This window comes from Pseudoalteromonas sp. SD03 (genome assembly GCF_040937955.1).
Lineage (GTDB): Bacteria > Pseudomonadota > Gammaproteobacteria > Enterobacterales > Alteromonadaceae > Pseudoalteromonas > Pseudoalteromonas tetraodonis.
The window spans coordinates 2,746,020-2,764,292 of the sequence record NZ_CP162514.1 but is presented as its reverse complement, the minus strand read 5'-3'; the positions used below and the strand labels follow the sequence as shown (position 1 = coordinate 2,764,292).

At 40.4% G+C, this 18,273-nt stretch carries 20 protein-coding genes; 10 read left to right on the top strand and 10 right to left on the bottom strand.

Translation table 11 applies throughout. The features are described 5' to 3' along the window. Positions 1-143: 143 nt before the first annotated feature. A complete protein-coding gene (locus tag ABZP26_RS12945) occupies positions 144-1,127 on the bottom strand; it encodes an AraC family transcriptional regulator ligand-binding domain-containing protein (protein ID WP_368485039.1) in 984 nt (327 codons plus the stop codon). A 144-nt stretch (positions 1,128-1,271) separates the two neighbouring features. On the opposite strand from ABZP26_RS12945, the gene ABZP26_RS12940 reads away from it, so the two are divergent. Beyond that, a complete protein-coding gene (locus tag ABZP26_RS12940) occupies positions 1,272-3,821 on the top strand; it encodes a penicillin acylase family protein (RefSeq protein WP_368485038.1) in 2,550 nt (849 codons plus the stop codon). A gap of 42 nt (positions 3,822-3,863) precedes the next feature. Here the strand turns inward: ABZP26_RS12940 and sfsA are convergent, their stop codons facing one another. Continuing rightward, positions 3,864-4,583 (bottom strand): DNA/RNA nuclease SfsA, encoded by a 720-nt coding sequence (gene sfsA, locus ABZP26_RS12935; RefSeq protein ID WP_368485037.1) that lies wholly within the window; start codon positions 4,581-4,583, stop codon positions 3,864-3,866. A 269-nt stretch (positions 4,584-4,852) separates the two neighbouring features. On the opposite strand from sfsA, the gene pepB reads away from it, so the two are divergent. Both pepB and ABZP26_RS12925 read left to right on the top strand, forming a co-directional pair. Next, positions 4,853-6,151, top strand: coding sequence for an aminopeptidase PepB (pepB, locus tag ABZP26_RS12930; RefSeq protein ID WP_028835718.1), 1,299 nt, complete (start codon positions 4,853-4,855; stop codon positions 6,149-6,151). Between the two features lie 175 nt (positions 6,152-6,326). After that, positions 6,327-6,893, top strand: coding sequence for a phosphoribosyltransferase (locus tag ABZP26_RS12925; RefSeq protein WP_008111161.1), 567 nt, complete (start codon positions 6,327-6,329; stop codon positions 6,891-6,893). A gap of 49 nt (positions 6,894-6,942) precedes the next feature. Here the strand turns inward: ABZP26_RS12925 and ABZP26_RS12920 are convergent, their stop codons facing one another. After that, entirely contained in the window at positions 6,943-7,599 is a 657-nt protein-coding gene (locus ABZP26_RS12920) for a Crp/Fnr family transcriptional regulator (RefSeq protein WP_013465733.1), read from the bottom strand. A 278-nt stretch (positions 7,600-7,877) separates the two neighbouring features. On the opposite strand from ABZP26_RS12920, the gene ABZP26_RS12915 reads away from it, so the two are divergent. Beyond that, positions 7,878-8,114 carry a YgjV family protein gene (locus tag ABZP26_RS12915; RefSeq protein ID WP_024602364.1) on the top strand — a complete coding sequence of 79 codons (237 nt, stop codon included), beginning with the start codon at positions 7,878-7,880 and terminating at the stop codon, positions 8,112-8,114. Positions 8,115-8,141: 27 nt separating this feature from the next. Here the strand turns inward: ABZP26_RS12915 and ABZP26_RS12910 are convergent, their stop codons facing one another. The 5 genes from ABZP26_RS12910 to ABZP26_RS12890 form a co-directional block, all read right to left on the bottom strand. Next, a complete protein-coding gene (locus tag ABZP26_RS12910) occupies positions 8,142-9,830 on the bottom strand; it encodes an amidohydrolase (protein ID WP_064663478.1) in 1,689 nt (562 codons plus the stop codon). 208 nt (positions 9,831-10,038) lie between these two features. Continuing rightward, positions 10,039-10,275 (bottom strand): calcium-binding protein, encoded by a 237-nt coding sequence (locus tag ABZP26_RS12905; RefSeq protein WP_024602366.1) that lies wholly within the window; start codon positions 10,273-10,275, stop codon positions 10,039-10,041. Positions 10,276-10,283: 8 nt separating this feature from the next. Continuing rightward, positions 10,284-10,520, bottom strand: coding sequence for an EF-hand domain-containing protein (locus ABZP26_RS12900; RefSeq protein WP_016900452.1), 237 nt, complete (start codon positions 10,518-10,520; stop codon positions 10,284-10,286). A 156-nt stretch (positions 10,521-10,676) separates the two neighbouring features. Continuing rightward, positions 10,677-10,904 (bottom strand): hypothetical protein, encoded by a 228-nt coding sequence (locus tag ABZP26_RS12895; protein WP_024602367.1) that lies wholly within the window; start codon positions 10,902-10,904, stop codon positions 10,677-10,679. A 12-nt stretch (positions 10,905-10,916) separates the two neighbouring features. Continuing rightward, positions 10,917-11,150, bottom strand: a complete 234-nt coding sequence (locus ABZP26_RS12890; RefSeq protein ID WP_013465728.1) for a cag pathogenicity island protein Cag25 — start codon at positions 11,148-11,150, stop codon at positions 10,917-10,919. Positions 11,151-11,446: 296 nt separating this feature from the next. On the opposite strand from ABZP26_RS12890, the gene ABZP26_RS12885 reads away from it, so the two are divergent. Genes ABZP26_RS12885 through ABZP26_RS12865 form a run of 5 tightly spaced genes read left to right on the top strand, consistent with a single transcriptional unit; the run spans position 11,447 to position 16,491 of the window. Next, a complete protein-coding gene (locus ABZP26_RS12885; RefSeq protein WP_368485036.1) occupies positions 11,447-12,901 on the top strand; it encodes an ATP-binding protein in 1,455 nt (484 codons plus the stop codon). A 1-nt stretch (position 12,902) separates the two neighbouring features. Then, on the top strand, positions 12,903-13,436 hold the full coding sequence (locus ABZP26_RS12880; RefSeq protein WP_368485035.1) for a hypothetical protein: 534 nt from the start codon (positions 12,903-12,905) through the stop codon (positions 13,434-13,436). Between the two features lie 2 nt (positions 13,437-13,438). After that, positions 13,439-14,788, top strand: coding sequence for a sigma 54-interacting transcriptional regulator (locus ABZP26_RS12875; protein WP_013465725.1), 1,350 nt, complete (start codon positions 13,439-13,441; stop codon positions 14,786-14,788). A gap of 24 nt (positions 14,789-14,812) precedes the next feature. Further along, positions 14,813-15,313, top strand: a complete 501-nt coding sequence (locus tag ABZP26_RS12870) for a DUF1543 domain-containing protein (RefSeq protein WP_024602371.1) — start codon at positions 14,813-14,815, stop codon at positions 15,311-15,313. Between the two features lie 26 nt (positions 15,314-15,339). Further along, a complete protein-coding gene (locus ABZP26_RS12865; protein WP_368485034.1) occupies positions 15,340-16,491 on the top strand; it encodes a murein transglycosylase domain-containing protein in 1,152 nt (383 codons plus the stop codon). A 5-nt stretch (positions 16,492-16,496) separates the two neighbouring features. Here ABZP26_RS12865 and ABZP26_RS12860 read toward each other — a convergent pair whose 3' ends face one another. Further along, on the bottom strand, positions 16,497-16,715 hold the full coding sequence (locus ABZP26_RS12860) for a hypothetical protein (protein ID WP_058155178.1): 219 nt from the start codon (positions 16,713-16,715) through the stop codon (positions 16,497-16,499). A gap of 142 nt (positions 16,716-16,857) precedes the next feature. On the opposite strand from ABZP26_RS12860, the gene ABZP26_RS12855 reads away from it, so the two are divergent. After that, entirely contained in the window at positions 16,858-18,099 is a 1,242-nt protein-coding gene (locus ABZP26_RS12855) for a multifunctional CCA addition/repair protein (RefSeq protein WP_058155521.1), read from the top strand. A gap of 18 nt (positions 18,100-18,117) precedes the next feature. Here ABZP26_RS12855 and ABZP26_RS12850 read toward each other — a convergent pair whose 3' ends face one another. Next, on the bottom strand, positions 18,118-18,273 hold the full coding sequence (locus ABZP26_RS12850; RefSeq protein ID WP_010387666.1) for a hypothetical protein: 156 nt from the start codon (positions 18,271-18,273) through the stop codon (positions 18,118-18,120).

Here is an 18,273-nt window from a genome sequence, read left to right as displayed (position 1 = left end):
TTTATTTTTAAATAATCGAATTAGCTTCAACCCTGTTTACCCATATAAAAGTAGCAAAAGCAGTGTTTATACTTTTTTATTACAGTATCGGTTTATAAACTGGCGTTGTTATGTGGGCAAAAATAATAAAAACAACTTATCTTTTACTTTTCGGTTAAGTATTTTTTAGGCGTAATACAATACCAGCGTTTAAAAGCACGCTGAAAAGCGCTTTGTTCAGAAAAGCCCAGCGCAGTGGCAATGTTTAACGAACTGAGTCCTTGTTTTAGTAATATAAGGGCTTGTTGTTTGCATATTTCGTCAGTAATTTTGCTGTAGCTGGTGTGTTGTTGTTTTAAGTAACGCTGTAGGCTGCGAGTTGATAGCGCTAATGCCTGAGCAGCTTGCTGAACACTTAAACGCTCTGGCAGGTGTTGTGTTATTAGCGCTTTGAGCTGACTAATATACTGAGCTTCGTGGTTGTAGTTAATAGCCTGTGCGGCTAATAAAGTTTCTAGCTCGTTATTAGCGCCTTTTAGTGGGCAGTGTAGTAAATGGCTATCAAAGATCATGCTATTTGTTGTGCTATTAAACTCAATAGGACAGTTAAATACACTTTGATACTGTTTAACTTCATTGATGGGCGGTTGTGGGCGCATTAATTTTATTTGGCTGAGCATCAACGGGGCTTGCCATTCACAACATTGTTGAGCAAAAGCAAGCCAGCTACTAAAAAGCTCATCTGCCATGAAGTGTGTGACTGGTGTTTTGGGGTGCCATTCTAGGCTGCTGTGTTGTGGGTGATGATGTAGACTAATAGTGCCAATGTTTCTAACTAAGGTATGCAGCTTTAAAGCATGTTGTAATGCGCTTAATAAAGAGTCACTCACTAAAGCAATATGCCCAAGTAATCCCCAGTTTTGCGCATTAAGCGCTTGACCAAACTCTAATCCTACTGTGTTCCTATTTAAGTGTTTTGCGCCAATGGCCATGAGCTGTTCGTAATCAGCAAGCGGGTATTTATAGCGACTGTTATTAAGTTGCTGCCCTCCTTGAGTAATATTATTAAGTAAGTGTTCTTTATTCAGACCTTGAGAAGCTAAGTAACTAGTTAAAGAACGAATAATTTGGCTACTTACAAAATACATAAAATATCCTTTTCTAGACGGTTAAAGTTTAAGCTGCCCTAACTGGCGCGCAAAGTCAATTTTGTGCGTTTGAGGTCAAGATTTTAGTAAGTATTTACGGCATGGTTGTAAAGTTAAACAATAATAATGACAAGGAACACCACAATGAAGCCCCATTTACTCTCACTTTGTATCGCCAGCAGTCTGCTTTTAGTAGGCTGTGGTGAAGACAATGACAATAACGTTGCACCACCAATTGTCGTGGTGCCTGATCCCGCTCCAGAGACGAGCGCGTCAATAATTGCATTTGATGACGATAATAAACTTGATGCGAATATCCGTTGGACTACCTTCGGTGTGCCGCATATCACTGCTGATAACTTAGAGAGCTTAGCGTTTGGTAGTGGTTATGCTTATGCTAAAGATCATGCGTGTCTATTGATGGATCAAATTATTAAAGTGCGCGGTGAACGCTCGAAATACTATGGTCCAGATAAAGTACCAGGCAGTGGCGACTCAACGCATTTAATTTCTGACTTTGGTTATAAAGCCTTGGGTGTGAATGAATATGCTCAAGCCAATTATGATCAATTAGAAGAGAACAGCCGAGCGCACTTTGAAGGGTTTGTGCAAGGCTTTAATAAATACGTTACTGATACGGGGGTTGATAATTTAGCGCCGGAGTGTGCCTCTGCACCTTGGGTTACCAGTTTAACAGCACAAGATATGTTGGCGTACTCTATGGCTACAGTGCAGCTAGCCAGCTCGGCTAACTTTTTAGAGCTCGCTTTTTTAGCAAACCCGGGTGATGCGAATGAGTATCTGCCAATGCCTACGTCAGAGCAGCCAAGTGCTGTGTCTTCAATGGTAGGCAATATTAATCAGCGAGCAAAGCAATTTAAGCTAGAGAAAAAATTTGATCACTTAGGGTCAAATGGTTGGGGGCTTGGTAAAGATATGATGGCCAATGGTAAAGGTGGTCTATTAGCAAATCCTCATTTTCCTCACGAGGGCAATTTACGCTTTTGGCAATCACACCTAACCATTCCCAACGCTATGAATGTAATGGGGGGCAGTTTGCAAGGGATGCCAGGAGTGATCAATATTGGTTTTAATGAGCACATAGCTTGGACCCATACTTTTTCTACAGCACGTCATTTTTTAATTTATCAGCTAGCACTAAATGAAAATGATCGCATGGGTTACAGCGTTGAAGGTGATAATTATGAAATTACTTCAAAAACAATTAACGTTGAGGTAACTGTGGCACCAGGGACCACAATTACACTTAGCAAACCGTTTTACTATAGCCACCATGGTTTAATGATTGAAACACCTGCCGCAAATGGTTTAGGGTGGAACGACAGCCAAGCATTTACCATCAAAGATGCCAATGAATTTAATATGGATGTGGTTGCTCAGTGGTCAGCTATTAATCAAGCAACCAGCTTAGAAGAGATGAAGGCCTCGTTTGCTAAATACGATGGCGTTTCATTTAATAACACCATGGCCAGCGATAAAGAAGGTAATGTCTTTTTTGTTGATGACAGCACCGTTTTGAAACTGGGTGATACCGCAAATATGGCAATTCGTTTGCAACCTGAATTGGTTGCACTTAGAGAGTCGACGGGCTTTGATTTAGTACCTGGTAACTTAAAGTTATTTGAGCCGCAAGGCGTTGTGCCTTTTGAGCAAGCTCCCCAACTAAGTCGCACTGACTACGTGCAAAACTCAAATGACAGCTATTGGGTTACTAATCTTGAACAACCTCTTGTGGGCTTTGCTGCGCAATATGGCGATGTTCATCAGCCATTATCATTGCGTACCCGTATGGGTTTGAAGCTCATAAAAGAGGGAGGCGGTGAAGACAGTAAGTTTGATTTGGCTGAACTTGAAAATGCGCTAGTAGGCAATCGTATCTATTTAGGTGAATTAGTATTTGATGATTTAGTTGCCCAGTGTAAAGCGCGTGGCGCAACACCGGTTACACTAACTAATGGAGCAAGTATTGACCTAACAGCTGCCTGCGCCGTGTTAGAGGACTGGAATGGCGCTATGAACCTTGATACACAAGGTGCTGCGTTAATCAGAGAGTTTGCTCACTTATTTAATAGTGATGAATACTTATATGATAATTTTGATGTGACCAACCCTGCAAATACGCCAAATACCTTACTTGCCGATGGCTCTGCGTTAACGGCATTAGCGCATGCAGTGCTTAATTTACAAAGCAATGGCGTGGCATTAAACAGTACTTTAGGTGAGCTGCAATTTGTTGAAAAAACGCTAGCAGGCGGCATTGCTTCAGGCGAGCAACTTCCTTGGAGTGGGCCAATGAGTGTGGAAGGAGGCTTTAATGTGTATCGTTTTGATCGCAGTAGCAGTCGTTCATTTTCTACGGTGATCCCATATATCGATCATCAAACATTGGATGATGCGATAACAGGTAAACCGTTAGCGTCAAATTTAACAGCCAGTGGTTACCCTGTTAATTACGGATCGAGCTGGATGTTTGTGATGAACTTTACCGATGATGGTCCTGTGGCAAAAGGATTACTGACTATGTCGCAAAGTTCAGACTCAAGCTCAGAACATTTTGATGATCAATCGCGTTTTTACTCAAATACGCCAGTATTAAGACCCATCTTATTTAAAGATGCAGATATTAATCTAAATTTAATTAATGAAATGGATTTATCAATGAGTAAAGAGTAAGCACACTTTGAGCGCGAGTACGAATGCTGGCGCGCTGTTTACCTAGTCAATAAACGGCACTTTTTCAATTAAAGTAACTTCACTCGCTGAAATGTGTGCTTTATAAGCTAATACTTCTACGCCTTGCTCAATGGCCTCGCTAAGCAATTGTGCATAGGCTGGGTCAATATGCACCGCAGCACTGACTAGTGTGATGCCTTGGTGCAGCACTGCAAATAGTAATACCGCTCGATGCCCTTGTTTTACCATGTCGATTAATTCACGAATATGCTTTTGCCCACGAACAGTTTGGGCGTCAGGGAAGTAGCCTTGACCACTTTGTGGATGATCTTCGCTCAGCAGCGTGACTGATTTTACTTCAACATAGCAATTGGCTTTGCTGCTGTGGGTAAGTAAAAAGTCGATGCGGCTGTTTTCACTGCCATACTTCACTTCACTTTGTATGTGTTGATAGCCTGTAAGCTCATCAATAACCCCATTATTAAGTGCTTCTTCGACCACTTTATTGGCGATAGCGGTATTTACACAAATAAGCTGTGATACATTATTTTGCGTCAGCTCTAATGACTGCGGGTACTTTCGCTTGGTATTACTGCTGGTGGAATAAAAGGCAGTAAAACCGGCATCGGCACAGCCCGTCATCTTACCCGTATTAGCACAGTGAGCGGTAAAAGTAGTGCCATCACTGAGCTCTAAATCAGCTAAAAAGCGTTTGTAACGCTTTAATAAAGTGGCAGATTGTAATGGCGGGGTGTACTTCATTTATGACTTCCTTATGTAACCTGAGCGCTGGATAATAAGTTTATTTCAAGTAGTTGTTTTAGCGCTAACTGCGTTGAGTTCATTTTTTCTAGAGATAATAAACTTAAATATTTTGATAGCTCAATATGTTAGCAAACTTAATAACCTGAGTTTAGGGTAAGTGAAATTGAGGTTTACAGGCCGGTTGAGGTTATTCACCTCAAGCAGTTGGGAACTTAAGCGCTCTATAGTAAACTCAACCGCACATTTAAGTGCAAGGATATTCTAACATGAGTGAAAAATTTGTTGTTCAATTAAGCGAGCAGTTGGCACCAGGGCATTGGGGCGAAAGTGCGTCATTATCTTTTAACGAACACGGCGCAACGGTTCATTTATCTGAGCAAGAAACATTAAAAAATGTGCAAAAAGCGGGTCGTACAATTGCAAATCAAGGCATTAAAAATGTTGTTCTTGAAGGTGATGTATGGTGCACAGAGAGCCAATGGGCTTTTTACCAAGGCTTTGTATCACCAAAAGTACTAAACGGTGTTGAGTTTGTTGATAACGCACAATCTGATCTTAAAGAACTCGCTGATTTAAAAGCATCGGCAACGTGGGCGCGCGAAATGATCAATGGTACCGCCGATGACATTTACCCAGAAAGCTTAGCTGAAAAAGCCGCTGAATTTATTCAATCACTTGCACCAGAGCATGTTAGCTATCAAATCATAAAAGGCGATGCGCTATTAGAACAGCAGTGGATTGGTATTCATGCCGTTGGCCGTGGTAGTGAGCGTCCGCCAGTATTACTTGAGCTTGATTACAACCCAACTGGCGATGAGAACGCACCGGTAAGCGCAGCACTTGTTGGTAAAGGTATTACGTTTGACTCAGGTGGTTACTCAATTAAACCAAGCGAAGGTATGTTGGGTATGAAGTGCGACATGGGTGGTGCAGCAACGGTAACCGCAGGTTTGGCACTGGCAATTAGCCGTGGCGTAGAAAAGCGTATTAAGTTGTTTTTATGTTGTGCAGAGAACTTAATTTCGGGTAATGCATACAAACTAGGTGACATTCTTACTTACAAAAATGGCACAACCGTTGAAATTGTAAATACCGATGCTGAAGGGCGTTTAGTATTGGCTGATGGCTTAATGGCCGCAGGCGAGACAGGCGCTCCACTTATTATTGATGCGGCAACCCTTACTGGTGCCGCCCTTGTTGCTGTTGGTCAAGAGTACAACGCATTGTTTGCCCTTGATAAAGAGCTAGTGCGTGAAGTGGAAGACTTTGCGTCACAAGAAATGGAAGCCGCATGGCCATTACCACTTGAAAAGTGGCATCAACAAAACTGCCCATCGCCGTATGCGGATACAGCAAATAGCCGCGCCCAAAAAGGCGGTGGTTTCGGTGGTGCATCTAACGCCGCTGGTTTCTTATCTCGCTTTGTGCCAAACGATGGCAAAGGCTGGGTACACATCGATTTAGCCGCTGCATTTAATATGGGTGGTAGCACAAGTCAATGGGCTTCAGGTGCAACTACACAAGGTATGCGCACCGTAGCACGTACCCTACTTGAAAAGGCATAATCTACTGAGATTACGCATTAGTTAAAAAATAGGTACCTTAGGGTGCCTATTTTTTTATCCGCCAAACAAGCAATTTTGTTTTATTTACGGTAAAATCCTTCGCCATTACGTGTTTGGGCATCTATTTTTATTTAAACCTCGCTCAAATATTATACATACCACTGGGATCCTTACTATGTCAGAAAAGTGCTATATCACGGCTCAACAATTACTTGAAGATTCATTCCGCGTAGCGGCACAAGTGTATAAAGATGGCTTTCGTCCAGATTTTATTATTGGTATATGGCGCGGTGGTGCTCCAATTGGGATTGCGGTTCAGGAATATTATGATTACAAAGGTATAGAAACGGATCACATTGCGGTTCGTACCTCGTCTTATTACGGTATTGGTAAGCAATCAAAAGAAATCAAAGTACATGGTTTACACTACATAGTTGAAAACGCAAATGCAGGTGACTCTTTACTGATTGTTGACGATGTTTTTGACTCAGGTCGTAGTATTGTAGCGTTAAAAGAGAAGCTCTCTGAGCTAATGCGTTTAAACTTACCACGTGATATTCGTATTGCTTGTCCATACTACAAGCCAAAAAATTCAAAAGTTGATACAGTGCCTGATTACTACATTCATGAATCTGAAGAGTGGTTAGTATTCCCGCATGAATTATCAGGTTTAACGCCGGATGAAATTATTGAAGGTAAATCTGATTTAGCTAAAATCCACGATATTTTACTCGAAAAGTAAACGTGATTTTGCTCAATAAAAAAGGCCTTAGTGGCCTTTTTTATTGTCTTTAAAGCTGTGCAAAGCTATCTACATAGTCACTTAATTTGGGAATATCGACAGCTTGTAGTCCTTGTGTGCTTCTTTGCACTAAGTTTTTCTCTACTAACTCACTCACTACACGCCTGTATGCACGCTCAGTGGTTGCAAAGCGCTCAGCTTCTGCATTTACCGTAGGGTAAGCACGTAACAAGGTGGGATTGTTATTCTCTGCACGTAATAAGCAGTCTTTGGCAATATTGTAGCTCAACGGCAGTAACAGCTTATCTAAATTAATTTTTTGATTTTCTTGAAACTTAGCCGCAATCGTTTGCGCCGTATATAAGCTTAGCTCGGGTTTATCGAGCAATAATGCGCGCCAATGTTTTAATTCAATCAAGTTATACGTGACATCACTAAAGCAGGTTACCGTGTAAATGCAGGGGTTATTATTAAGTGCTTCAATTTCGCCAATTAGGGTATTGTTACAGTCGAGTTGGCCAAGAAGCAGGCGCCTGCCATTACCTACATCGTAACTAAACGATACAGTTCCACTTCGCACTAACACCAACTTAGTTAACGGTTGGTCTTGCTGTATTAATATTTCTTTTTTTGATTGCTGAAAACTACTGCCGGCAAACGTCAGCAGTTGATCAACAAGGTAACTGGAAAAATGGTATTGAAACATCAATCATGCTCTTCGGACAATTGTCCTATTTATTACACCTTAATGACGATAGCATTAAGATTAAGAATTTATGCTAACTTGCCCACGCCGTTAATATAATTAATAGCGTTAAATGACCTTCATTCTTCCGTGTAATGATTAAAAATTGTGGTATTAACCAGTATATTTTAAGGTTTTATTGGTAAGTTAGCTTTTTTATTTTAACTACTTCGTAGCGTAGCTTAATAATGTACTAAAATTTAACGCGTAATACTAACCTAAAGCCTAGGAGAGAACAATTGAGTTGGGAATATTTAGGTTATTTAGCATCCGTCTTATTAGTCATATCATTAACCATGACTGATGTAACCAAACTACGTTGGTTTAATTTATTGGGCTGTATTGCGTTTACTTTTTACGGTGCGGCTATAGGCTCAGTGCCGGTGGCTTTTACCAACGGCTTGTTGGCTTTGGTTAATATTTATCACATTATTAAGCTATATCGTCAGTCAAAAGTTGATACAAAAAAGGGTTAACGCAAGTTAACCCTTTTTTGTTTTTAATTACTCCGCTTTTGTGGCATCTTTTTCGTAGCGTAACGTACCCGCAATCCACGTTTGCAGCACCTGAGTTTTGTATAGCTGCTCAATGGGGACTTTAAAGTAGTCTTGATCAACCAGTATAAAGTCAGCCCATTTACCTTGCTCTAAACTCCCTAGCTTAAACTCTTGATGCGCTGCATACGCGCCGCCAAGGGTAAACGCACGTAATGCATCTTCTCTGCTTAACACTTCACTGGCGCGCCAACCATTTTCAGGCAATTGATTATGATCCATACGTGTAATGGCAGAATATAAGCCATCAAACGGGTTCGCCAGCTCGACAGGGTAATCAGAACCCGCTGCAATAGTCGACCCCTGCTCTAAGAATGTTTGCCAAGCGTATGCGCCTTGGAGTTGTTTATCGGTTAAACGCTGCTCTGCCATATGCATGTCAGATGTAGCATGCACAGGTTGCATTGATGGAATTATTTTCAGGGTTTTAAAGCGCGGTATATCCTCCGGCGAAACTATTTGTGCATGCTCCATGCGATTACGCAGTAGTATACCACCGGTTTGCTTAAATACATTTTGATAGGCATCGAGCACAATTTTATTTGCTCTATCGCCAATGGCGTGGGTATTTGCACTAAACCCGCTTTTAAAAGTGAGTGTAAATAATTGTTCTAGCTTTTGTTGGGTTTCAAGCATTAGGCCAAAGTGGTTTGCTCTGTCTGCGTATTCTTCAATAAGCGCGGCACCGCGTGACCCTAGGGCTCCATCAGCATAAATTTTTACACTGCGAATAGATAAAAAATCTTGAGCATCTTGATACCGACCCGCTTTAAGCATCATGTTTAAATCTGGGCTTGCTGCACTTAACATCGCTACAATTCTAAGCGGTAATGTACCTAACTCAGCGCGCTGTTTATAAACTTGCCACGTGGTTTTATCAATACCTGCATCGTGGGTTGAGGTAATGCCTAAGCTTAATAAATGTTTACCTGCGGCATCTAATGCATTGCTAACCGATTGCGCAGATGTTGCAGGCATATGTTGAGTAACCAAGGTTTCTGCTTTATCTATAAAAATACCGGTTGGTTTGCCAAACTCGTCTTTTATAATTTCTCCACCTGCTGGGGCTGGTGTGTCAGCATTAATATTGGCAAGTTCTAGTGCTTTTGAATTAACCCAAATAGCATGGCTATCTACTCGCGATAAAATAACAGGGCGGTCGCTGACGACTTTGTCTAAATCAGCAGCGGTAGGGAAACGCGTGTCGGACCATAGCTCTTGGTTCCAGCCCCGACCAATAATCCAACCTTCTTTGCCTTTGGCAAATTCGTTGAGCTTAGCGGTTATTTCATCTACCGATTTTGCGCCGCGCACATCCAGCTGTGACAAGTTTTCACCCAGGCCAATTACGTGTCCGTGGGCATCAATGAGCCCTGGTAATAAGGTTTTTCCATTGGCGTCAATTAGGGTTGCGCCCGGGAAGCTATTTTTTAAGCTGTCAGGACCTGTTTTTACAACTTTGCCATCTTTTATGACTAAGGTTGTAAATGTATTTACTTCGCCGTGGCGCATTTTTCCTTTGTATAAAGGGGTGTAGCCATTGGCATTATATATTACTTTCGTTTGTGCAATTGCCACACTAGATAAGGCGCAGAGGCTTGCTAGTAATACCGGTTTAATTAATTTATTGAGTCGCATAAAAGGTATGTTGTTATTATTTGTACTATCACAGTAGCAAACTCAAATTTAGAATACCAATAGCATAATTTATTAATAGTCGAATAAGCCCAGCTTTTAGCTAGAGCAAGCAAATTCAGGGTAGGATAGGTTGCGTGTTAACAGGACAGAATTTGTTTAATCTTCTCAAATAAAGCCTAATTAACTAGGCTTTATTTGAGGGAGCTATTTATTTACTGGCGTACAAACTATATTCGCTTAATGACAATTGTGCGTCTTTATCACGGTCGTAACTGCCAAAACGTGACCATAAAGCAGGATCACTGGCAGTTTCCGAACGAGTTAAAAAGCCATCTTGATTACGGTCAAGTTTTTCAAATTCTGAGGCAATATAGCTATTTGTCGCAAAGCTCATGCAGCTAACAACAGTAAGCGTTAGTAAAATAATATGGCAGATAGGTTTCATCTAAATACTCAGTACAAATTGGTGGTTAGATAGTTTTTAAACTCAGTTAAAGAAATTCTGTTGTCTTGATTTTCATCCCAATTTGAAAATGAGTTTAATAGCTGAGGCTGAGCAGCAAGCTCGCTATGGGTTAAATACCCGTCGTTGTTAGTGTCTAGATGTTCAAAGCGTTGCTTTACATCAAGTGCACAGGCACTATGGCTAACAAATAGTAAAGCACCAATAAGGAGAAGCTGTATTTTCATGGTTGGCGTTCCAAGGCATATTTTAATTGCTGGCAGTAATGAAATAAAGCACTTGCCATAATTTAAATCCCAACATTAAATCCGTTTACACACTCCCTCAGGGATTATGGCAAGTGCTTTTAACTCTATACTAATAGATTAAACTTGAATCTAAACTTAAGGTTTAAAGTTTTGGAATTCTTTTTTAGAAATCATCTCGTTATTATCTTTGTCTAAATCGGCAAACTGCTTAAGTAATTGTTTATCTTGCTTTGCCTCAACAAGCGATATTTGGTCATCCATATTTTTATCTAAATGCATAAAACGTACATTTAATGGCGATGCCAGTGCGGTGGCACTAATAGCTAAAAATAGGAGCGAAAAAGCACCAATTAGTTGTTTCATGAATGTACTCCTTTATTTTATAAACAGCTTAAATTCGTTTAGAGATATGAGTCCGTTTTCATCGGTGTCTATCTGTGCAAAGTTCTCATGTAATAAAGCATCTTCACCTGCTTCAGCTTCACTTAATGTGCCATTACTGTCTTTGTCTAAACGATTAAATTCAGCATCTACATCAAGGGCGAATAAATGAGTACTGGTTAGGCACAAACCGATAAGTGCAGCGTTCTGTAAATTGTTTTTGAACATTCCTTGGCTCTTTTTAGATTAATATTAATGTTCTCATAACAAAAATAATGCCAATATTTATTTTTATTAATAATCAGTGAGTTATGTTTTTTTGTGATGATTGGTGCGTAATTTTTACAAGTAACTGTGTGTTTTATGCAACAATTTTGCAGTTATAAGCGTTTAAAATTTTTTAAATCAATTGCTTAACTTGTCGCTATTTAGAGACAGCAGGGCTTTTTATCCTTGATGGTTCAGCGAGTGTATAAGTTGAGCGCTTAATAATAGAACGTTTAAAAATAGTAAAGGACTTTTGTATGCCCGCAGTCATGGCTGAAAAATATAAAGCATTGATAAATTGGCGCCCCAATTTAATTGGCCAATTTGTAATGAGCATGCTGTTGTCGCTGTTGCCCTTATCTATAGTGGTTATTGTGTTTTTAAATGTATTAAATAAGCAATTAGCGGTCACTCAGCAAATTGTGAGTAATAATTACCAAGTAACTAAGTCGTTTAATCTGCTTAAGCAAGAGCTTAATAGTTTAGAAAGGGCAACAAGACAAAACTGGGTATTAAAGAGCGACTCACTCGATAAGCTAATCGTAGATAAATGGCAATCATCATTGCAAAACATCAATGAGCTAAAACAGCTTTCAAATAACCAAGCAAATACACACCAATGGCAACGGCTAACGGATACTTTGCAAACGGCGCATACTCAACTTGTGGTTGAAGCGCGTCAACAAGCTGAGTTATTTGTGCCAATCAGCGAAATATTAGCGGAGCTAACATTGTGGTTACGTGAGGAAAATGAAGCCAAAATCACTCAAAACCAAATTAGGCTCACAAATTTACAAGCTTCCTTTATAAACTGGTTGGTTGCACTTACGCCTTTAACGCTACTTGTTGGTGGCGGGTTTTTGTGGCGCATAAGCGGGCGCTTAAAAAGCTTAACCTCAGTGATTGATAAATTAGGCCAAGGAGATTGGCAGCAAAAAATATCGGTGCAGGGATCAGCTGAACTCATAGAGTTAGGTAACAAGTTGCAGTGGGTGCAAGCTCAGCTGCATATGTTAGAACAACAAAAAGATACGTTTTTACGCCACGTTACTCACGAATTAAAAACCCCCTTGGCTTCTATGGTTGAGGGCACTGAATTACTAGCCGATGAAATCGTTGGCCCCATTAATAACGAGCAAAAAGCAGTACTTGGGCTGATCAGCCAATCGATGGTGAGGCTTCGTACCATGATAGACAGCTTGTTGAGTTATAACGCCATTCGCACCAGTAAAGACAACGTCAGTGAAGTGGAATTTAAGCAACTAATAAAAAAAGTAAATAACCACTTTGAGCATCGCTTAAATGCGCGAGAACAATCGCTTATTTGGCACAATAGCTTACCTAATATTTCTCTTAGCTTGCCACGGGAGTTAATTGAAATGATTTTAATTCAGTTAATTTCCAATGGCTTAAAGTTTTCTCAGCCAAACCAAGTCGTTACTATCAGCTTGAGTTTAGAAAATAACGGCCTAAATATGCAGGTAGCTGATGAGGGCTGTGGTATTAAAGAGCATGAAAAAGATCATGTTTTTGGGGCGTTTTATCAAGGTAAACATACTAAAGAGATTAGCTTACAAGGCAGTGGTTTAGGTCTTACTATAGTCAAAGAGTCAGTTGAACAGTTACATGGGCAACTAAAAATTGAGCATAATGAGCCGCAAGGCTGTCGATTTAACATTGTCATCCCCTATAAAAATAAAGGAGTTAAATAATATGTCTGCGCGTTTAATGGCTATTGTATGGCTAACCAGCAGTCTTGTTTTTTTATCTGGGTGTGAAATAACAAACACTCAAACACAGGGTGAATCAGCATTAAATGTACCCTCTCAGCCAGATAGCAAAACGAATCAGCCAAACCCCAAACCTCGGCCAAAATCAGAGCCAATATATCCCTCTGCAGCGCAAGTTATTGCTTGGCATGCCAATAAGTGCGGTGGTTTTAAATTAGCGCCTAGCAATGAAACCTACTTAGGGGAGCAAGCACTAAAAGCGTTTTTTAGTACAGCATGTTTAAAGCTTAGTAGTGACCCAAATACTGTTATGAGTCAATTGCTTAAGCTGGATCAGGCGTACTATTGGCCCGATGATATAAAGCACTATTTGTGGCTGCAAAAACAGCACGTATTAATGCAAATAGATGCAAAAAAACAACAGCAAGCATTGAACGCCAAAATGCAAAAAACCTTGTCGTCATTAGCCGCAATTGAACAGCAACTTTTACTACGTGAAGAAACCAAGGAGCAGTAACTATGTCAGTCACACTTCCATCAAGTGCTAAAGTTTTACTCGTTGATGATGATGCCAGCTTGCTGCAATTACTGGCGATTCGAATTCAATCAAAGGGTTATGAAGTAACGACCTGTGATAGTGGTATGAACGCATTACAACTACTTAAAAACCAAGTGTTTGATGCGGTGATCACCGATTTAAGAATGGATGAAATGGACGGCATGGCGCTGCACCGACAGCTGCAAAACCGCTACCCTGCGTTGCCTGTTATTATGATGACGGCTCATGGATCTATCCCTGATGCGGTAGAGGCCACCAAGCAAGGTATTTTTGCCTTTATCACAAAACCCGTTGATAAAGATGAGCTGTTTGACAGCCTAGCTAAAGCCATTGAGATACATGGGGTTAATAATGATGAAGTCGCCCCGCAAAGTAATATTGTCACCCGCAGTGGCGCTATGCTGCATTTGCTGGAGCAAGTGAAACTATTAGGGCCTACACAAGTTAACGTGCTTATTTCTGGTGCCAGCGGTACCGGTAAAGAGCTGCTTGCGCAGGCGATTCATCAGCATAGCCATGTTAGTGATGGTCCATTTGTGGCAATAAACTGTGGGGCCGTGCCTGGTGAGCTATTAGAATCAGAGCTATTTGGTCACAAAAAAGGGGCATTTACAGGAGCTGTAAAAGATCACCAAGGCCTATTTCAGCAAGCGCAAGGCGGTACCTTATTTTTAGATGAGATTGGTGATATGCCGCTTAATTTACAAGTTAAGTTGTTGCGTGTGCTGCAAGAAAAAACCATTCGCCCAGTGGGCTTTCAAGAAGAAATTCCTATTAATGTGCGAATTGTTTCTGCAACCCACAAAAACCTGCCTGAAGCGATTAGTAATCAACAGTTTAGAGAAGATTTATACTACCGGTTAAACGTCGTAAACTTAAAGTTGCCCCCGCTGTGTGAACGCCGTGAAGATATTAGCTTATTAGCCAACTTTTTTAGTGCCAACATCGCAAAGCGTATGGAGCAAAAAGAAAAGCGCTTTGCAAACGATGCCATGCATGCCCTAGTAAGGTATGATTGGCCAGGTAATATACGTCAATTACAAAATGTAGTGGAGCAAGTGGTTGCGTTGACTCCTAGTGAGGTTATTTCTGAACATTTAGTGCTTAGTGCCCTAAACAGTAATGAAAGCAACGTTGAGCCATTATCACTTAATGAAGCTAAAAAAGAGTTTGAACGAGACTATGTAATTAATACCCTGAAAATGGCAGGAGGCAATGTGGCAGAAGGCGCCAAACTTGCCAAGCGTAATCGTTCTGATTTTTATAAGTTGATTAAAAAGCATGAGATTGACGTAGATAGTTTAATTTAATTTGGTTTTTAAAAGGAAGTGAGCATGCAGTTATTCATGGTGTATTTAGGTGGACGCATTCAAGGTTGTCACATAGAAATGCACGACGTACGTTTTGTGGTAGGCCAAAATATTGAGCAAACCTATACCAAGCTAAAAAGCCAATGGGTGGGTGATAAAAACAGTGTACACATGGATAGCTACATGGCGGTTAATCACATTGATGGTTATAAAATCGAGGTAGTTGATAGTTATGTAGAGCAAAATAAGCAACTTTATTTTGTTAACTTAGGTGCTTACAGAAGCGACTCAATGGCAGAGCAACACGACTTTGCTTTGTATGTTGCCAGTAGTAGTGAAGAAGCAAAACAACGCGCTAAAAATGACTTATTAGCAGGGCTGAGTCATCTTCATAAAGATGATTTATATGATGTTGATGACTGCTTTGCGATTGATTTACTCGATAGCCAGCTTAATATTAAGCTAACCCCAAGCGGCCAAGCACAACCAATTAAACCGGACTGGTTCGGTTATCATGTATTATAGTTGCTAAGCATTTGTTTGGATATTGTGTGAAAAAGTATGCGTTTATACTTTTGCTAGTTGGCTTAAGTGGCTGTAAATCACTGTCGGGTTTACCGCCCGTTGTTGATTTAAATAAACTGGTAAAGCAAGTAAAAAACGACCCGACTAATGTGGTTGCAATTCACAAGCAAGCTCAAAAAACACAGCGCTCTATTAAAGCGCAGGTTGGTAGCGTAAAGCAGCTTTTAGCCGCATTAGAAAGCGTTGTTGGGCGCAAGTGGGGTAAGCAAAATACGCAACAGCCTAGTGCAAAAAAATACGTTAAATACAGCAATGATTATCAAGCTCGTGCCATTATTGATTTTGAGCAAGGCACTGTAAAAGTAGAAACCATCGCGTTAAAAAATACAATAAGCTTGTTACAGCAGGCCATTGTTATGACCCTACTGACCTCCAGCGACCCCGATAAAACCGATATTTTTACCAGCGAAGCCCCCATATTAGAAGGCGAACCGTTTTTATACCAACAAGTACTCGACCAAGATAAGTTACCAATAAAATATAGCTGGCGTGCTAATCGATTTGCGCGTTATTTAGTAAATAATAACTTAAAAAAGCAACGACAATATGGACATCTTATTTCGTCAGTTAGTTTTGATTTAGTAGAGCAAAATGCTCATTTAAGAAAGCAAAAGTACAGTGATTATGTGCTGGCGGCTGCAAAAAAATATCAAATATCGGCAGCGCTTATTTATGCCATTATTGAAACCGAAAGTAGCTTTAATCCACATGCGGTGAGCTCATCAAACGCATATGGATTAATGCAAGTGATCCCCGCAACTGCAGGGCGGGATGTGTATCAAAAAATTAAAAAAGTACCTGGGCAGCCAACCAAAGCGATGTTGTTTAATCCAAAGCATAATATTGATATTGGCAGCGCGTATTTAAGTATTTTAAAAAATAATTACTTACATAAAATTAATACCGATAAAAGTAAGCACTTTGCCATGATCTCGTCTTATAACGGTGGGGCGGGTAATGTATTGCGTATATTTAATAAAAATAGAAGTGTGGCGTTTTCACAAATAAATCAGCTTACTTCAAGCCAGTTTTATAACATTCTCACCACTAAGCACTCTCGAGTGGAATCAAGACGCTATTTATATAAAGTCACTAAAGCAGAAAAAAACTATCAGTAACTTATTTACTCATCACTTTCTTGTTGTTCACTTTTAGCTGCCATTTTAAAGGCCACTATCACTAAGCCAAACATAGCAAATGGAATCGCAGCTAACAAATACTCAACCAAATGACTGTCTTGAAAATTAGCTTGCAGCAAAAAATGCCCCGCAACACACATAATAATAACCACCAAAAGGATGGGCAGTAACCTAAGTTCTTTTTTTGCTGAGTGTTTTTTCATTAGTTAAGGTGAGTTGAGGTATAAAAAATAATGCACTATTGTAATGAGCTTACTAAAGCTTGGCAAACAACACTGATTTTTAAATTGCGATTAGGTATGATTAACATCAAAGAAAACCTTAAAAGTAGTGGTTGGGGATAAAGTGCAACAAAGCTTAAAGCAAGTTTACCTAGTTGGCGGGGCAGTGCGAGATAAACTGCTAAACATACAATCAAAAGATAACGATTACGTTGTTATTGGTGAAACGCCAGAGGTTATGGAAGCGCTTGGGTTTTTACCCATTGGCAGTGATTTTCCCGTTTACTTACACCCACACACTAAAGAAGAATATGCACTAGGGCGCACTGAGCGTAAAAGTGGTAAAGGTTATACCGGCTTTGTAGTGGATGCGAGCCCAAACGTAACCCTTGAAGAAGATTTAGCACGCCGAGATTTAACCATTAACTCTATGGCACTTGACGAAAACGGCACTGTTATTGACCCTTTTAATGGTCAAGATGATTTAAAAAATAAAATACTGCGCCACACCACACACGCATTTGTAGAAGACCCGGTTCGGGTATTACGTATTGCCCGTTTTTTAGCCCGTTATGGTAGTGAATGGTCTATTCATCCAAGTACTACTGCATTAATGCAGGAGCTTAAAAATAAAGGCGAGCTGGAACATTTAGTGCCTGAGCGCGTGTGGTTAGAAACAGAAAAAGCGCTTGGTGAAAAACACCCTGAGCTTTATTTTCAAGCATTAGATGGCTTAGGTATTTTTCCTGAAATTGAACAGATGAAAAACACTCCGCAGCCTGCAAATCATCATCCCGAGGGCGATGTGTTTGTACATACCATGCTAGTGCTTAGACGAGCAGCCGATTTAGGCTTTAACCTAGAAACCCGGTTTGCTGCTTTAACTCATGATTTTGGTAAAGCGCTCAGTTATAAAAAACGCGGTAATTTACGCGGCCATGAACGTGAAGGGGTTGCTGTAGTTGAGGCGTTTTGTGAGCGGCTAAAAGTGCCTAATCGCTTTCGCGATATCGGCGTGCTTACCAGTGATAACCATACCCTTTGTCACACGCTTGAACAATTAAGGCCGCAAACCATTCATAAATTAATCGTCACTAATTTAAATGCACTAGTGCACCCAGAGCGTTTTATTGCCTTTACTCAAGCGTGCCAGTGTGATGCACAAGGACGAGGCGAAACGCTGGTAGATAAGCCCTACCCACAAGCCGCTAAATTACGTGCTATTCACAATGAACTACAAAAAATGGATAAAAAACAGATAGTGCAAGATGCGCTTAAAAGCGGTAAAAAAGGCCCTGAAATAGGCGAAACGGTCAAACAGGCAGAAATAGACTGTATTAAAGCGTTTTTACAGCTTAATGGCTAACTTGTAAGGTTTGTGTCGTTAAGCACTACGAGCTAAAGCCTCAGCTTGCATGGCTTGTTTATTACTTACCTTGTGCTTTTTAGTCGCGCCCTGTTGAGCATGGTTATTGGCTGCATTAGGACGATATAAATCGAGAATAAACTCTATTTCTTCGGGTTCTAGTAACTCTTTCAT

Excerpts from the sequence above, each read along its gene's own strand:
- ABZP26_RS12945 (WP_368485039.1), bottom strand. The coding sequence starts at position 1,127 with ATGTATTTTGTAAGTAGCCAAATTATTCGTTCTTTAACTAGTTACTTA.
- ABZP26_RS12940 (WP_368485038.1), top strand. The coding sequence starts at position 1,272 with ATGAAGCCCCATTTACTCTCACTTTGTATCGCCAGCAGTCTGCTTTTA.
- sfsA (WP_368485037.1), bottom strand. The coding sequence starts at position 4,583 with ATGAAGTACACCCCGCCATTACAATCTGCCACTTTATTAAAGCGTTAC.
- pepB (WP_028835718.1), top strand. The coding sequence starts at position 4,853 with ATGAGTGAAAAATTTGTTGTTCAATTAAGCGAGCAGTTGGCACCAGGG.
- ABZP26_RS12925 (WP_008111161.1), top strand. The coding sequence starts at position 6,327 with ATGTCAGAAAAGTGCTATATCACGGCTCAACAATTACTTGAAGATTCA.
- ABZP26_RS12920 (WP_013465733.1), bottom strand. The coding sequence starts at position 7,599 with ATGTTTCAATACCATTTTTCCAGTTACCTTGTTGATCAACTGCTGACG.
- ABZP26_RS12910 (WP_064663478.1), bottom strand. The coding sequence starts at position 9,830 with ATGCGACTCAATAAATTAATTAAACCGGTATTACTAGCAAGCCTCTGC.
- ABZP26_RS12905 (WP_024602366.1), bottom strand. The coding sequence starts at position 10,275 with ATGAAACCTATCTGCCATATTATTTTACTAACGCTTACTGTTGTTAGC.
- ABZP26_RS12900 (WP_016900452.1), bottom strand. The coding sequence starts at position 10,520 with ATGAAAATACAGCTTCTCCTTATTGGTGCTTTACTATTTGTTAGCCAT.
- ABZP26_RS12895 (WP_024602367.1), bottom strand. The coding sequence starts at position 10,904 with ATGAAACAACTAATTGGTGCTTTTTCGCTCCTATTTTTAGCTATTAGT.
- ABZP26_RS12890 (WP_013465728.1), bottom strand. The coding sequence starts at position 11,150 with ATGTTCAAAAACAATTTACAGAACGCTGCACTTATCGGTTTGTGCCTA.
- ABZP26_RS12885 (WP_368485036.1), top strand. The coding sequence starts at position 11,447 with ATGCCCGCAGTCATGGCTGAAAAATATAAAGCATTGATAAATTGGCGC.
- ABZP26_RS12880 (WP_368485035.1), top strand. The coding sequence starts at position 12,903 with ATGTCTGCGCGTTTAATGGCTATTGTATGGCTAACCAGCAGTCTTGTT.
- ABZP26_RS12875 (WP_013465725.1), top strand. The coding sequence starts at position 13,439 with ATGTCAGTCACACTTCCATCAAGTGCTAAAGTTTTACTCGTTGATGAT.
- ABZP26_RS12870 (WP_024602371.1), top strand. The coding sequence starts at position 14,813 with ATGCAGTTATTCATGGTGTATTTAGGTGGACGCATTCAAGGTTGTCAC.
- ABZP26_RS12860 (WP_058155178.1), bottom strand. The coding sequence starts at position 16,715 with ATGAAAAAACACTCAGCAAAAAAAGAACTTAGGTTACTGCCCATCCTT.
- ABZP26_RS12850 (WP_010387666.1), bottom strand. The coding sequence starts at position 18,273 with ATGAAAGAGTTACTAGAACCCGAAGAAATAGAGTTTATTCTCGATTTA.